The organism is Amycolatopsis sp. NPDC054798 (genome assembly GCF_053611505.1).
Genome location: NZ_JBSHAM010000008.1, coordinates 1 through 13,665 on the forward strand (window position 1 = coordinate 1; position 13,665 = coordinate 13,665).

Here is a 13,665-nt window from a genome sequence, read left to right on the forward strand (position 1 = left end):
AGGCGGGAAAGATGCCTTGACAAGCACCCGCCGCCCGCGTTTTTGGCTTCGTATCGGGGTGCAGGGCCGGGTCTGGGCGCCTGGATTCGGCCGGGTGTGCGGGCGGCGGTGAGCAGGGGTGCGCGGGGAGTGGGTGCCTGGGTGGGTTTGGTTCGCGGCTGCCGGTGGGGTGTGCGGGCGGCGGTGAGTGGGTGGTGCGGGGAGTGGGCACCTGGGTGAGTGGGGTGCGCGGGCTGCGGGGAGTGGGCTGCGGCGAGCGCGTGGGGCGGGTGAGCGGGGCGCGCGGGTCGCGGTGAAGTAGGTGGGGACGGGTGTCCTGGGCGAGCGAGGTGCGTGGGCGGCGGTCTAGGGGGGTGCGGGGGCCGCGGTGAAGTGGGTGGGCGCGAGTGCCCTTGGTGAGCGGGGTGCGTTGGCGTCGCGTCGGTCGGGCGGGGCAAGCGCCCCAATGTGGCATTGGGTGCATGCGACGCACCGAACGCCGCATTGGGTGCGTCGCGGCAGCAGAGCGCACGAAGGTCGTGAGGGGAGCCCTTGCACGCGGAGCGTGCCCTCCGGAGTCCAGGTCCGCGAGGGGGCACCTTGAGGGAATCAGAGTCCGTAAAAGAGCCCTGACGCACTCTGTGCCAAGGGCTACTGCGTCAGGGAGACGCGGGCTTCCTCGCCGCCGACCGCGACGACGTCGCCGTCTGCCAGCTGGCGGCCTCGGCGGGTTTCGACCTCGCCGTTCACCGTGACTTCTTCCGCGTCGATCAGGTCTTTCGCGTGCGAGCCGTTGTCCGCGAGGTCGGCCAGTTTCAGGAATTGGCCCAGCCGGATCGGTTCTCCGGTGATCGGGACGTCGCGCGTGCTCATGGGCCGCATCATGTCACGGCGTCGTTGTCGCCCGGTTGTACAGCTCGGTGATCTGGTCGTCGAAATAGCTCGAGTACGACACGTCCTCGGTGTACCCGCCCCCCTCGTAGCCGCCGATCACGCCGACCACGGTGCCCGTTTTCGTGTCCGGCGAGGGATCCGCTACCAGCGGGCTGCCGCTCGTGCCGGTCGCGAAACCGGGGCAGTTGAGCCGCATCTGGTGTTCGTCCTGCTGTTCGGTGTGGGTTTCGCAGGTGGCTACCTCGTCCACGCCGTCCGGGTAGCCGGCGACGGTCACCGGGCGTGCGAAGGGACCGTTCGTGCCCAGCTGGTTGGCTCCGGTCACGGCTTCGAGGGGTTCGGGAGAGCCTTCCTGGCGCGCGGTCGCGAAACCGACATCGAGGTTCGGATCAGACGAATCGATCCATCCCTGCGCGACCAGTTCGTCCCCGACCTGCCAGTACCCGTACGGCGCGATGCCGTCGTGGAAACCCGGGGCGAAGGTGACGTTGGCCAGGTAGCCGCCGCCTTCGCCGTCGTGGATGCAGTGCGCGGCGGTGAGCAGTTCGTCCCCGCGCGGGCTGTGCACGACGCTCGCGGTGCAGTAATGCGAGCCGTCGACGAACAACGCGCCGATGGACGCCTGGATCGGCTTCGCCGGGGTCGACGAGGCGACCGCCGGTTCCGCTGCGTGCTCTGCGCACGCCACGATGGTCCCGCTCGCACTCATTAGTGCGAACAGCCCGATCACCGTGCGCCGCATGCCACCTCCTGTACTGGTTCTCGTCACTAGTATCAGAAGAAGCGGTGAGACCAGGGTGGGGAGACGATGAAGGACTTCTCGAACAAAGTCGCAGTGATCACCGGAGCGGGCTCGGGCATCGGCCGGGCGCTGGCACTCGAACTCGCGTTGCACGGCGCGCTCCTCGAACTGTCCGATGTCGACGCCGAAGGCCTCGACGGCACCGTGCGCGAAGCCCGCGAACGCGGTGCCAAGGTGCGCGGCCATTCCCTCGATGTCGCGGACCGGGCCGCGGTGCTTGCCCACGCCGAAGACGTGGTGCGGGAGCACGGCCGGGTCAACCTTGTCGTCAACAACGCCGGGGTGGCGCTCGGTGCGACCGTCGAGGACATGACGTTCGAGGACTTCGACTGGCTGATGGGCGTCAACCTCGGCGGTGTCGTGAACGGCACGAAGGCATTCCTGCCGCACCTGATCGACTCCGGCGACGGTCACGTCGTCAATATCTCCAGCGTGTTCGGATTCGTCGGAGTGCCTACGCAGAGTGCCTACAACGCGGCGAAGTTCGCCGTTCGCGGATTCACCGAGTCCCTGCGCGAAGAAATGCTCGCGGCGCGGCATCCGGTCGGCGTCAGCTGCGTGCACCCGGGCGGGATCAAGACCAACATCGTCCGCAACGCGCGCGGCGGAGCGGGCGGCGATCAAGCCGAGGCGGCGGCCGGATTCGAGAAAATCGCCCTTACCACACCGAAGAAAGCGGCCGAGACGATCCTGCGCGGCGTGCGGCGGCGGTCCGCGCGGATCCTCATCGGACCGGACGCGTACGTGATCGACGCGATCCCGCGCGTGCTCGGTTCGGCCTACCAGCGTCCGCTCGCGGTTTTGGCGCGCCAGGGGCTCAAACGCGTCGAGCGGAACGGATAACGCGCCGCGACTGTCCGCATTCTTGATCACTCGATGGAGTTGCATTTTCGCCGAACCTGGCGAAAATGCCGCAGAATGCTGCCAGTCCACTCGTGTGTCCGCACCCCGGAGGTAGCCCTCGATGCTGCGCCTTGCCGAGCGCCGATTGGCCGCGCCCGCTGACCGCGCCTCCGGGGAACTGGTCGACCGCACCGGCATCATCGCCGCGAGCCTGCCGCGCGAGCAGCGGCCGGCAGACGAGGCGGCCCCGGAGACCAGCTGCGAATCGACCCAGCAGATCCCGGTGATCGCCGGGTGCGCGCCCGCCGAGGAACGCCCGCGCGCGGTGGCGTCGCGGCGGCGGGCCCGGGTGTGGGTCGGCGCCGGGCTGGCGGTGGTCCTGGTCGGACTCGGCTGGCTCGCCGGGGGCTTCTTCACCGGGGTGCTCCCCGGCCAGCCCGCGGACGACGCCGTCGCGCAGGCCGAACAGCACACCCCGATCGCGGAGCAGCAGATCCCGGTCCGGGCGACGATCGCGCCGCCGGTGACGCAGACCGCGCCGCCGGTCACGGTGTACGTCCCGGTGCCCTCGCGGCAAACCCCGGTGCGGCGGCACAATCCGGTCCGCTCGACCACGCCGCGCGAGACGACTGCCCCGGCGGCCACCGAACAGGCCGATCCGCGGTCGGACCTCGAGACGTCCACTCCGAGCAAAGCTCCGGCACGGGCGGGAATCGACCCGTTCCTCGACTGGAAGCCGTGGCTGGACGCGGCGCAGCGGATGGCTACCGGGCACTGACCGCGGCTCGCCGGGGCAGCCGATCCCAGCTGTCGAGCTTCGGGTCAGCCGATCCAGGCGTATTCGTGTTCGGGCCGTCCGGTCGCGCCGTAGCGAAGCCGCATTTCCACTGCTCCGGACTCTGCCAGCGCAGTCAGATAGCGCTGCGCCGTAGCGCGGGCCATGCCGAGTTCGCGGGCCACTTCGGCGGCCGAGAGCGGCGTCGGCGAACCGCGCAACCGCTCTGACACCAGACGCGCCGTCGCACTGGACTGGCCCTTGGGCGTCGCTGCGCGGTCTTGGTCGTGCAGGGCGCGGAAGGCACGGTCCACCTCGTCCTGGGACAGCGGACGTTCGGTGGCGACCAGGCTGCGATACCGGGCGTACGACGTGAGCCGTTCCGACAATTGCCGCGTGGTGAACGGTTTGATCAGGTAGTTCAGCGCGCCCGCGCGGATCGCGGCGGAAATCGACGCGGCGTCGGTGGCGGCGGACAGCACGATGGTGTCCGTTTTCAGGTCTGGCAGCACGGAAAGTCCGGGCTCGTCTGGCAGGTAGACGTCCAGCAGCACCAGGTCCGGGGCCAGTTCCCGCACGCGGGCGCGGGCTTCGGCGGCGGTGTGCGCGACCCCGGCGACGGTGAATCCCGGTACCTCCGACACAAATCCCGCGTGCACGCCGGCGACGCGGAAATCGTCGTCCACGATCAGGGTGCGGATCATGCGTCGGTCTCCTCGGGTCGTTCCAGCAGGCCGGGAAGTTTGGCGACGAACAACGCGCCGGTCGTCGCGCCGCCGGGATCGGCGAGCCAGACGTCGCCGTCACGGGCCCGGGCGGCTTGGCGGGCCAAGGCCAGCCCGAGACCGTGACCTGGACTGAGCTTTGTGGACACTCCTTCGTCGAACAGCCTGTCCCGTAAAGCGGCATCGATTCCTGGACCACTGTCTACAACAGACACGTGCAAAGTGGAGCCATCGGCCAGCAAGCCGACCTCGACCCACGCTGGGCGGCGTGGACCCATGCGAGCGGCATGCAGGGCGTTGTCCACCAGGTTGCCGATTACGGTGCCCGCGGCGATCGGATCGGTTACTGCGGCGGGGACCCAAGCGTCGTCGGCGAGTCGCAGTTCCATGCCTTTTTCCTGGGCCTGCTCGGTTTTCGCGACCAGCAAGGCTTGCAGGTACGGGTCGGTGATCCGGTCGTCGAGCGGTTCCGCGCGCGAGGCTGTGGTTTCGGTGAGGGTTTGCAGGTATTCCTCGGCTTCGGCGTGGTGGCCCAGCTGCAGCAGGCCGGACAAGGTGTGCAGACGGTTCGCGAACTCGTGCCGTTGTGCGCGCAGGCCGTCGGACAGCGAGCGGATGCCGTCGAGTTCGCGGGTGAGAGTGTCGAGGTCGGTGCGGTCGCGGAAGGTCAGCACGGTGCCGAGGGAGCGTTCATCTCTTTGCACGGAACGGGAATTGATCACCAGGACTCGGTTTCCGGCTACTGCCAGGAGGTTGTCCACTGGTCGTCCTTCGGCGACGGCTTTGTGCACTCGCGGGGAAAGGTCCAGGTTCTCCAGCGGTGCGCCGACGGGGAGTGGGGTGCCGAGGAGGCGTTCGGCTTCGTCGTTGCGGACGGTCACCCGGCGTTCCGCGTCGACGGCCAGTACGCCTTCGCCGATGCCGTGCAGGACGGCTTCGTGCTCGTAGAGAAGTTCGGTGAGTTCGTGGGGTTCCAGGCCGTGGGTTACCCGGCGGAGGCGGCGGTTGAGCAGGGCGGACGCACCCGCGCCGAGTGCCAGTGCACCGCCGCCGAAGACGAGGGTCAGGGCCAGGAGGTTGTTGAAGTCGCCGGTCAGTTCGGTGATGTCGAAACCGACGCTCACCTCCCCGACGACTCGCGAGCCTTGCCAGATCGGGGTCTTGCTGCGCACCGACACGCCTAACGTGCCCAGCTGAACGGCACTGACGACGTCCTTGCCAGCGAGAGCTTCTTCCGCCGACGTGCTTACGCGCTTGCCGATCTCGTGCGGGGTCGGGTGCGCGAGCCGGATCGCGTGATCGTCGGTGATGACCACGAACAACACGTCGGTCGCCTTGGTGACTGCTTGCACGCGTTCTTCGAGCGGTCCGCCTCGTTGCCGGGCGGCCGCGCCCGCGACGACCACCGGGTCGGAGGCCACCGATTTCGCGATCGCCAACGCGCGCTCGCCGTACTGCTCGGACAGCGTCGTGCGCAGGAGCGAGCTGACCAGTGCGACGCCGAGGCCCACGACGAGGACCACCACGCCGATCTGCAACAGCAGCACCTGACGGGTGAACCGCATCCGCGGAAAGAGCGCCCACTTCGGCATGCCAGGGAACATACCCCCAGCTCAGCGCTGTGCGCTAAACGAGCAAAACGTGGAGAACGCGCAGAGCGCACGCAGAACGTCGACAAGCTTCTCCACCGCGAAACCCGCTCTTAACCTGCCTCGAGCGAGTCCCCACCGTGACGAAGGAGTCACCTCGATGGCCCCACTCATCGAACTGATCGGCGCCACCAAAAGGTTCCCGAGCGGATCAGGTTCTGTCCACACCGCTGTCCGCGAGCTGACCATGACCGTCGAACCGGGGGAGTTCGTCGCCGTGGTCGGGCCGACCGGATGCGGCAAATCCACCACGTTGTCCCTGGTCTCCGGGTTGCAGCCGCCGTCGGCGGGGCGGGTCGTCGTGCACGGCTCCGACGTGAAGTCGATTCCGGACGGCGTCGGCTACATGTTCCAGACCGACGCGGTGATGCCGTGGCGTTCGGTGCTGGACAACGTCGCGTCCGGGCCGCGGTTCCGCGGGGCGTCCAAAGAGGACGCACGGAAGAAGGCGGCCGACTGGATCGGGCGAGTTGGCCTGGCGGGGTTCGAGAAGTACTACCCGCACCAGCTTTCCGGCGGGATGCGCAAGCGGGTCGCGCTCGCGCAGACGCTGGTCACTGAACCGAAAATCCTGCTGATGGACGAGCCGTTCTCCGCGCTCGACGTCCAGACGCGCGCGCTGATGCAGGACGAACTGCTGCGCCTGTGGTCCGGCACCGGTGCCGCGGTCATCTTCGTGACGCACGACCTCGACGAGGCGATCGCGTTGGCGGACAAGGTGGTCGTGCTGACGACCAGTCCGGCGACGGTCAAGGACGTCTTCGAGATTCCGCTGGAGCGTCCGCGCAAGGTGGAAGACCTGCGGCTCACCGAGGAATTCCGCAAGATCTACTCCGACATCTGGGAATCGCTGCGCGGCGAGGTCGACAAGGCCCGCAAGAAGGGAGCGACCGGTGTCGCTTGAGACTCAGACCGCGCCGACGCCGGTCTTCGAAACCGAACAAGACATTCTCTCCCGCGCGAAGCGCTCCGCCGGACGGCACAAGCGCAACGTCTGGCTGCTGCGCCTGGCGATTCTCGTGGCCTGGCTCGGGTTGTGGGAAATCGCCGGACGGTTCTGGATCGACCCGTTCTTCTACTCGATGCCGTCGAAGATCTGGGAACGGCTCACCGAGTGGTTCACGACCGGAACCGACTTCGGGACCATCTGGTACCAGATCCTGGTGACGGTCGAGGAGGCCGTGATCGGCTTCGTGCTCGGTGCGGTCGCTGGCGTGATCTGCGGGGTCATTCTTGGCCGCAGCGCGTATCTCGCCGAAGTGCTCGCCCCGTTTATCAAGGCCGCCAACGCAATGCCGCGTATCGTGCTCGCCGCGCTGTTTGTGATCTGGTTTGGTCTCGGGCTGTCCTCGAAGGTCGCGACGGTGTTCGTGCTCGTGTTCTTCGCGGTGTTCTTCAACGCGTTCACCGGTGCTCGCGAGGTGGATCGCAACCTGATCGACAACGCCCGCATCCTCGGTGCGACGCGGTGGCAGGTGCTGCAGTCGATCGTGCTGCCCAGCGCGACGTCGTGGATCCTTTCGTCGCTGCACGTTGCTTTCGGGTTCGCGTTGATCGGCGCGGTCGTCGGCGAGTACACCGGTGCCAAGGCTGGCATGGGCTTCCTGATCGCCAACGCACAGGGCACGTTCGACACCGCCGGGGTCTACGCCGGGATGCTGGTCATCATGGTCGTGGCGTTGTTCGCGGAATGGCTGATCGGGTCGGCGGAGCGCAAACTGCTGCGCTGGCGTCCGCAGATGTCAGCCGACGACGGACGGCGGGACATCTGACATGCGGCTCAAAAGGACACTCGCGGTCGCGGCGGCCGCGCTCGTGACCGTGGCCGGGGTGAGCGCCTGCCGGGACTCCCGGGAGATCGACCTCGGCAACGGCGGGCGGCCGCACATCAAGATCATGGTCGGCGGACTGTCCAAAGTGATCTATCTGCCGGGGCAGCTCGCGAAACAGCTGGGCGAGTACCAGAAGCAGGGGCTGGACGTCGAACTGTTCGACCAGCCGTCCGGGGCCAACGCGGAAACCTCGCTGCTGGCTGGCGAAGTGCAGGGCGTGGTCGGGTTCTACGACCACACGATCGACCTGCAGGCCAAGGACCAATGCATCACGAGCGTGGTGCAGTTCGCGAACGTGCCCGGCGAAGCGGAAATGGTCGCGACTGCCAAAGCCGGTCACATCAAGTCCGGTGCGGACTTCCGCGGAAAGAACCTCGGCGTCACTTCGCTTGGCTCGTCGACGGACTTCCTCACCAAGGCGCTCGCCAGCCGCGGCGGTGTCGGCAGCAAGGACTACACGCCGGTGAAGGTCGGCGCGGGACAGACGTTTATCTCTGCCATGCAACAAGGTTCGATCGACGCCGGCATGACGACTGACCCGACCATCGCGCAGCTGACCAACACCGGACAGGCCAAGGTGCTCTACGACATGCGCACGCCGGAGGGCACGCGCGCGGCGTTGGGCGGGCTGTATCCGGCGAGTTCGCTGTACATGAGCTGCGAAATCGTGAAGCGCTATCCGGACGTCGTGCAGAAACTCACCAACGCGTATGTGAATTCGCTGCAGTGGCTTTCCACGCACAGTGCGGAAGAGGTGGCGGATCTGATGCCGCCGTCGTTCGCGGGCGGTGACAAGGCGTTGTACGTCAAGTCGCTCAAGGACAGTCTGCCGATGTTCACCAAGGACGGCCGGATGGACCCGTCCGGCGCGCAGAACGTGCTGAAGGTGCTGGGCGCGTCTTCCAGCAACGTGAAGCCCAAAAAGGACAGGATCGATCTGTCCAAGACCTACACCACCCAGTTCGTGGACGCCGCGCACGCCCGTACGGCTCGGTAGTCCACTTCGGAAGGAGTCCGTGCCGGCCCGCCGCCTCCCTGGCGGGCGGGCACGGACTTCCGTGTACACATAGGAAAAATCCGGACATTTGGTCAAGATTTCCCGAGATGTGAAGACCCTTCGAAAGTAGCTACCAATTCCGGCATTCCCAAATCAACACTGGTACGCGCAGGCACTCCCGTGTGACCAGATTGGATGCCCATGAGTTCACGATCTTTCCCGCGTCCCCTCGGATTGCTGGCGGTCGGCGCGTTCGCGGCCGCGACCCTCGTCGCCGGCGCGGGAGCCGGGCCCGTCACGTTCGGCAGCCATTTCCACGGGAACCACTACTCCGGCGGAAACTGGGGCGGTTACGTCAGTTTCGGGAGTTTCACCACCGCGACCGCCGGCTGGACCGAACCGTCGGCGACCTGCAATTCCAGCAACGACCTGTTCGCGCCGTGGGTGGGCATCGACGGCGACGGATCGTCCTCTGTGGAGCAGACCGGCGTCGCGACCGATTGTTCCAGCGGCAGCCCGAAATACCAGGCGTGGTACGAAATGTACCCGGCCGCCCCGGTGTACTACTCGGAGAGCGAAGCGCCGGTGAAGGCGGGCGACCACATCACCGCGACCGTTACGCGCAGCAACAACAGCTACAAACTCGACCTGAAGAACGACACGCAGGGCTGGACGAAAACGACCACGCAGTCGCTGAACGCGAAGCACTCGTCGGCCGAGGCGATCATCGAATCGCCGACCGATTCGTACCCGTCGATCAGCGGCGGCGTGAAGTTCGACGGGGTGAAGTTCGACGGCAAGAATCTCGCCGACACGAGCCCGCAGGGCCTCAACGCCGACGACGGCGGCAGCGCGACGTGGGTCCCCGGCGCGATCGGTTCGGACGGTCAGAGCTTCTCGATGAACCGGCAGTAGCGGGTCGTGAGGGGAACCCTGAGGGAATCAGATTCCCTCAGGGTTCCCTTCACGGACGTTCGAAGCGGTAGGCGCGTTCGACGCGGGAGACCTGGACGTCGAATTCCGTGTACCACTCGGCGCGGCCCTGGCGGCGGGTTTCGGTGTGCTCCAGGTTGGTGCGCCACGCGGCGATGGAGTCCTCGTCCTTCCAGTACGACACGGTGATGCCGAGCCCGGACTCGTCGCGGACGGAGTTCTGGCCGAGGCAGCCGGGCTGTTTGGCGGCGAGTTCGGACATGTAGGCGGCACGTTCGGCGTAGCCGCGGTCGCCGTCGGTGCGGCGGGACGTGAAGATCACCGCGTAGTAGGGCGGTTCGGGAAGCTCCATGGCCGGAGATATACCCCGCGGACGCCGGGCGGGGCCAGTGGGTTTCAGCCTTGCAGGCCGTTGACCGCCCAGGCGAACACCATCAGCGCGAGCAGCAGCGAGATCCCGGCCTGGACCATCATGGTCATTTTCGCCCAGATCCGCAGCGGCATGACGTCGGTCGGGCTGAACGCGGTGGCGTTCGTGAACGAGGTGTAGAGGTAGTCCAGATAGCGCGGTTCCCATTCGGCCTTGGCCATCGACGGGTCGCTCATCTGCGGGAACTGCAGGTCGGGGAAGTCGGCCCGGCCCGCCGCGCGACGTGCCGGGCCGCCGCGGTCGAACTCCCAGTACCAGAGCGAGAAGACGACGATGTTGGTCCAGTAGATGACCACGCCGCTGATCAGCACCTGCACCGCGTGCCCGCGCTGCGTGCCCTGTGCGATCCCGATCACCAGCTGCACCGCGGACGCGCCGTTGAGGACGCTGACCACGGCGAGCGCGGCGAGCGCGACCATGCGCTCGACGATGTTGAACTCGCTGAGCCGACCGGGGTTCAGCAACAGCAGCGCGACGATCAGCACGGCGGTCAGCGACGGCAGCAGCCACCACGGGTGCAGGACCATCTCGTCGGGGAGCGCGAGCTGCAGGGCGAGGGTCCCGACGACGACGGCCGCCGCGGGCCAGCGGGTCTCGCCTTTGGTCGCCCGCCGCCAGGCAGGCACTCGTTCGTCAGCCACCTGCACACGGTAGGACGCGGTGCCCGTTATTGCGCGATTTCAGCAGACGGCAGCTTCCTCGCGACGTCAGTGCGGCTTCGCGCCCCGAGCTTGCGAAGCACCTTCGCCACGTGTTGCTCCACCGTGCGTGGAGACAGGAACAGGCCGTCGGCGATCTGACGGTTCGTTCGGCCCATCGCGAGCATTTCGGCGACTTCGCGCTCTCGCGGTGACAGCTCGCGACCGTAGCCTCGACGGCCGCGTTGGGACGGTGCCCAGGCGCCGTGTTCGCGAAGCACGTGATGACAGCGGCCAGCGTCACGCGTGGCGCCTAGCTGTACGTACGCAGCTGCGGCCTCGCTGAGGGCAGCTGTCGCACCGCTTTGTCCAGCTTCGAGACGACAGCGTGCCGCTCGTTCGCGCATGCCTGCGGCGAGGTACGGCATCGGCAGTTCTGCGTACGCGTCGGCGGCCGTGTCGAAAAGCGTCGCGGCGACTAGATGCTTCGCGCGGGCGTTTGTCAGGACGGCGCGGCCGGCGTGCAGGGCTGCGCCGGCGAGAGGTGCGTCGCGGTCTTCGATGCCGCGCGCGAATTCTTCGACAAAAGCGTCGGCGTCGTGCCAACGGTCTGCGTGCGTGTACGCCTCCGCGGCGGCTGGGACGAGCGAGGCTGCCCAGACCCACACGCCTTTGCGGCGTGCGGCGTCGACAGCGATATCGGCGACTTCGCAGGCTGCGGTGACGTCGCCGGTCGACAGATGCACGCCGATCAACACCGAAGCCGCGCACAACACAACGGGGATTGGGCCTTCGCCGGGACGGAGCGCCGAGGCGTCGGCCAAGTGTCTTCGGGCCGCGGCGAACTCACCGCGCACCGCGGCCAGCCCGCCCAGCACCAGCGACGTTTCCATGACGATCGCGCCCAGCGCCGGGTGCCGGACGCGGACGTCTTCGGTCGCCTCGGCCAGGCCGTCCCACTTGCCGCGGAACCACGCGAGCCGCACCTCGGTGCCTTCGATCAGCCCCTTCGGGTACAGCGCGCCGGCTTCGGAAGCTCGGCGCAGCCCCTCGGCGACCAGCTGTTCTGTTCGGTCGAGGTGGCCGGACCACGACTGCGCGTCGGCGAGGTTGCACCACAGCCGGGCCAGTTGCACGCGTTCGGCGACGCTCGGCGCGGTGTCCGGCATCGCCTGGAATTCCTCCCACGCCGAACCGTCGCCGATGTGCGAGGCGGTCGCGATCCGGTCGCCGGTGAGCGCCAGCCGCAGTTCGGGATCAGTCAGTCCGGCGTGGACTTCCCGGGCGCGGCGCATCCACTGCTCGTGCCAGGACAGCGGGGTGAGCCCGTCGAACGGCAGCGCGAGCAGGTTGATCCCGCGCGCGACCAGTTCCGGCCGATCCGACAGTTCGGCGACGGCGCGTTCCACCGCCGCGCGGCCCTGCTCCAACCGTCCGGCGACGCGGACCAGCAGCATGCCCAGCGCGAGCCGGATCGTCCCGTGCACGGCTGGCGGCAGCGGTCGGTCTTCGAGCACCTTTTCCAGCGTCAGGTGGACATCCGGCCGGAAGACGCGCAGCGAGACGTCGCTGAGTTTCTTCGCCAACCGGCCGACCGCGTCCTCGTCGGCCTTCGCGACGATCGCCTGCAGCAAGTCGATCGCGCGTGCGGTGTCGCCGTGTGCGATCGCTTCGTCGGCCGCTTCTTCCGCGTACTGCCGCCATTCCTCGACGCGTCCGGCGGCGTGTGCGTGCGCGGCGAGCAACGAAAGCGGTTGATCTGGCAGGTGCATTGCCTTGGTGTGCAACAGCTTTCGCTCAGACGCGCTGAGACCATCGTACACCGCCTTGCGAGCGAACGGATGCCGGAAGCCGTAGCGGTTGTCGTCGACTTCGTCCAACAGCCCGCCGGGCAGCACGATCGCGTCCTCGGCCAATCCGGCCAGCTTGTTCAGCACCGCCGGTTCGGCGGGAAGGCCGAGCACCGCTGCGGCTTTTGCCAGCTGCATCGCGGATTTCGGCAGCGCGGACAGCTGCTTGGACACCGATTCCTGAAGCGCGGCAGGAACTTCCAGCCGGTCCAACGCCGAATCGGTCAGTTCGGAGCCACGCAGCGCACGAAGAGTTTCCTCGGCGACAAAGGGAATTCCCGCGGTGTACTCGTGCAGCTTCGCGGCGAACTCGGCGTTGATCCGCGGCACATCCAGGAGATCGCAAGCCATCGCCGCTATCGCCGCGGAGTCCAGCGGCCCGAGCGTGACCCGCGCGCTGTGTACCTCGGGAGCCGTGCGGACACTGGCGTTTCCAGTGCAGCAGGTGGCGACGACCCCGAGTTCCGGCGGCCAGTCGACAGCGAGAAACCGCAGCAGGTCACCGGTTCCCGGGTCGGCGCGATGCAGATCGTCGATGAGCAGGACGGTCGGGCCGCAGGCGATCAGCAGTTCCCGGAACGCGCGGAACACCCGATGCCGCTCGGCGCTGGCGTCCGGCAGCGGTTCCGGCGCGGGCGGCAGAACGCCGGCCAGTTCCGGCAGAAGCGGTTGCAGCGCACCGGCGACCGGGCTCAGCGGTCCGAGCCGGTCCCCGGCGGAGCGCAACGCGTCCAGCACCGGGCCGTAGAGAAAGGGCTCGGCCAGCTGGGGGCACGCGCCGCGCAGCACCCGGATCCGGGAAAACTCCGGCCGGACGGCGAGTTCGGCGAGCAGCCGGGTTTTGCCCATTCCGGGAGCGCCCTCGACCAGCACCGCGGCGGGCCGGTGTCCGAGAACTTCAGCGACGGCGGCGAGTTCGCGGTCGCGCCCGGCGAAAGCCGCCGGACGCGGACGCACGGAAACCAACGTCGGAACGGCCGGCCACATCACGACCTCCCCAGCGAGCATCTTGTCCGTTTCGCCCGGAGCTTAAGCAGTGCGCGGGGCGGGGTAAACCGACTCTCGGCGGGACCGCGGGCACGCTCCTCACACGTCTGCCTCCGTACGGTCACCAAATGGCAGAAGAAATCCCGGCGTGCGGTCACCAAGAGTGCGAAACCTGGCGGAGTTGCCCGGTTCAGCGGAACAACCCACGGACGCCCGCTTCGGCGGCCAACGCTCGGTAGTCGCGCAAGTCCCTACTTAAGGATTGCTCCGCTACCTATTCTCGCGCCCCCTTATTGCAGTGGCTCCGACCGCCGCCGCACCCTTCGAGGCC

13 protein-coding genes are annotated in these 13,665 nt (G+C 67.8%); 6 read left to right on the forward strand and 7 right to left on the reverse strand.

Going from position 1 to position 13,665, the window contains the following annotated elements; all coding sequences use genetic code 11:
• Positions 1-630: 630 nt before the first annotated feature.
• Positions 631-852: an RNA-binding S4 domain-containing protein gene (locus ACWGIC_RS07135; RefSeq protein ID WP_452074995.1), complete on the reverse strand. Its 222-nt coding sequence runs from the start codon at positions 850-852 to the stop codon at positions 631-633.
• Between the two features lie 13 nt (positions 853-865).
• A complete protein-coding gene (locus tag ACWGIC_RS07140; protein ID WP_452074996.1) occupies positions 866-1,615 on the reverse strand; it encodes a trypsin-like serine peptidase in 750 nt (249 codons plus the stop codon).
• Positions 1,616-1,681: 66 nt separating this feature from the next.
• On the opposite strand from ACWGIC_RS07140, the gene ACWGIC_RS07145 reads away from it, so the two are divergent.
• Together ACWGIC_RS07145 and ACWGIC_RS07150 are read left to right on the forward strand one after the other, a co-directional pair.
• A complete protein-coding gene (locus ACWGIC_RS07145; protein ID WP_452074997.1) occupies positions 1,682-2,518 on the forward strand; it encodes an SDR family NAD(P)-dependent oxidoreductase in 837 nt (278 codons plus the stop codon).
• A 121-nt stretch (positions 2,519-2,639) separates the two neighbouring features.
• Complete coding sequence (locus tag ACWGIC_RS07150) at positions 2,640-3,296, forward strand: hypothetical protein (protein ID WP_452074998.1); 657 nt, start codon at positions 2,640-2,642, stop codon at positions 3,294-3,296.
• A gap of 44 nt (positions 3,297-3,340) precedes the next feature.
• On the opposite strand, the gene ACWGIC_RS07155 is transcribed toward ACWGIC_RS07150, so the two are convergent.
• Positions 3,341-3,997, reverse strand: coding sequence for a response regulator (locus tag ACWGIC_RS07155; protein WP_452074999.1), 657 nt, complete (start codon positions 3,995-3,997; stop codon positions 3,341-3,343).
• The gene (locus tag ACWGIC_RS07160; protein ID WP_452075144.1) at positions 3,994-5,583 is read right to left on the reverse strand and encodes a sensor histidine kinase; all 1,590 of its coding nucleotides are present in this window, start codon (positions 5,581-5,583) and stop codon (positions 3,994-3,996) included. The genes ACWGIC_RS07155 and ACWGIC_RS07160 overlap by 4 nt, the downstream gene beginning before the upstream one ends.
• A 184-nt stretch (positions 5,584-5,767) precedes the next feature.
• On the opposite strand from ACWGIC_RS07160, the gene ACWGIC_RS07165 reads away from it, so the two are divergent.
• The 4 genes from ACWGIC_RS07165 (at position 5,768) to ACWGIC_RS07180 (ending at position 9,411) form a co-directional block, all read left to right on the forward strand.
• Entirely contained in the window at positions 5,768-6,571 is an 804-nt protein-coding gene (locus tag ACWGIC_RS07165; protein WP_452075000.1) for an ABC transporter ATP-binding protein, read from the forward strand.
• Complete coding sequence (locus tag ACWGIC_RS07170) at positions 6,561-7,439, forward strand: ABC transporter permease (RefSeq protein WP_182893716.1); 879 nt, start codon at positions 6,561-6,563, stop codon at positions 7,437-7,439. Before ACWGIC_RS07165 ends, ACWGIC_RS07170 begins: the two co-directional genes overlap by 11 nt.
• A gap of 1 nt (position 7,440) precedes the next feature.
• Positions 7,441-8,496: an ABC transporter substrate-binding protein gene (locus ACWGIC_RS07175; protein ID WP_452075001.1), complete on the forward strand. Its 1,056-nt coding sequence runs from the start codon at positions 7,441-7,443 to the stop codon at positions 8,494-8,496.
• Between the two features lie 201 nt (positions 8,497-8,697).
• Positions 8,698-9,411, forward strand: coding sequence for a G1 family glutamic endopeptidase (locus tag ACWGIC_RS07180; RefSeq protein ID WP_452075002.1), 714 nt, complete (start codon positions 8,698-8,700; stop codon positions 9,409-9,411).
• Positions 9,412-9,460: 49 nt separating this feature from the next.
• On the opposite strand, the gene ACWGIC_RS07185 is transcribed toward ACWGIC_RS07180, so the two are convergent.
• From ACWGIC_RS07185 to ACWGIC_RS07195, 3 genes are all read right to left on the reverse strand, one after another.
• Entirely contained in the window at positions 9,461-9,781 is a 321-nt protein-coding gene (locus ACWGIC_RS07185) for an antibiotic biosynthesis monooxygenase family protein (protein WP_452075003.1), read from the reverse strand.
• Positions 9,782-9,825: 44 nt separating this feature from the next.
• A complete protein-coding gene (locus tag ACWGIC_RS07190) occupies positions 9,826-10,386 on the reverse strand; it encodes a hypothetical protein (RefSeq protein ID WP_452075145.1) in 561 nt (186 codons plus the stop codon).
• Positions 10,387-10,526: 140 nt separating this feature from the next.
• Positions 10,527-13,334, reverse strand: coding sequence for an ATP-binding protein (locus ACWGIC_RS07195; protein WP_452075146.1), 2,808 nt, complete (start codon positions 13,332-13,334; stop codon positions 10,527-10,529).
• Positions 13,335-13,665: the final 331 nt, after the last annotated feature.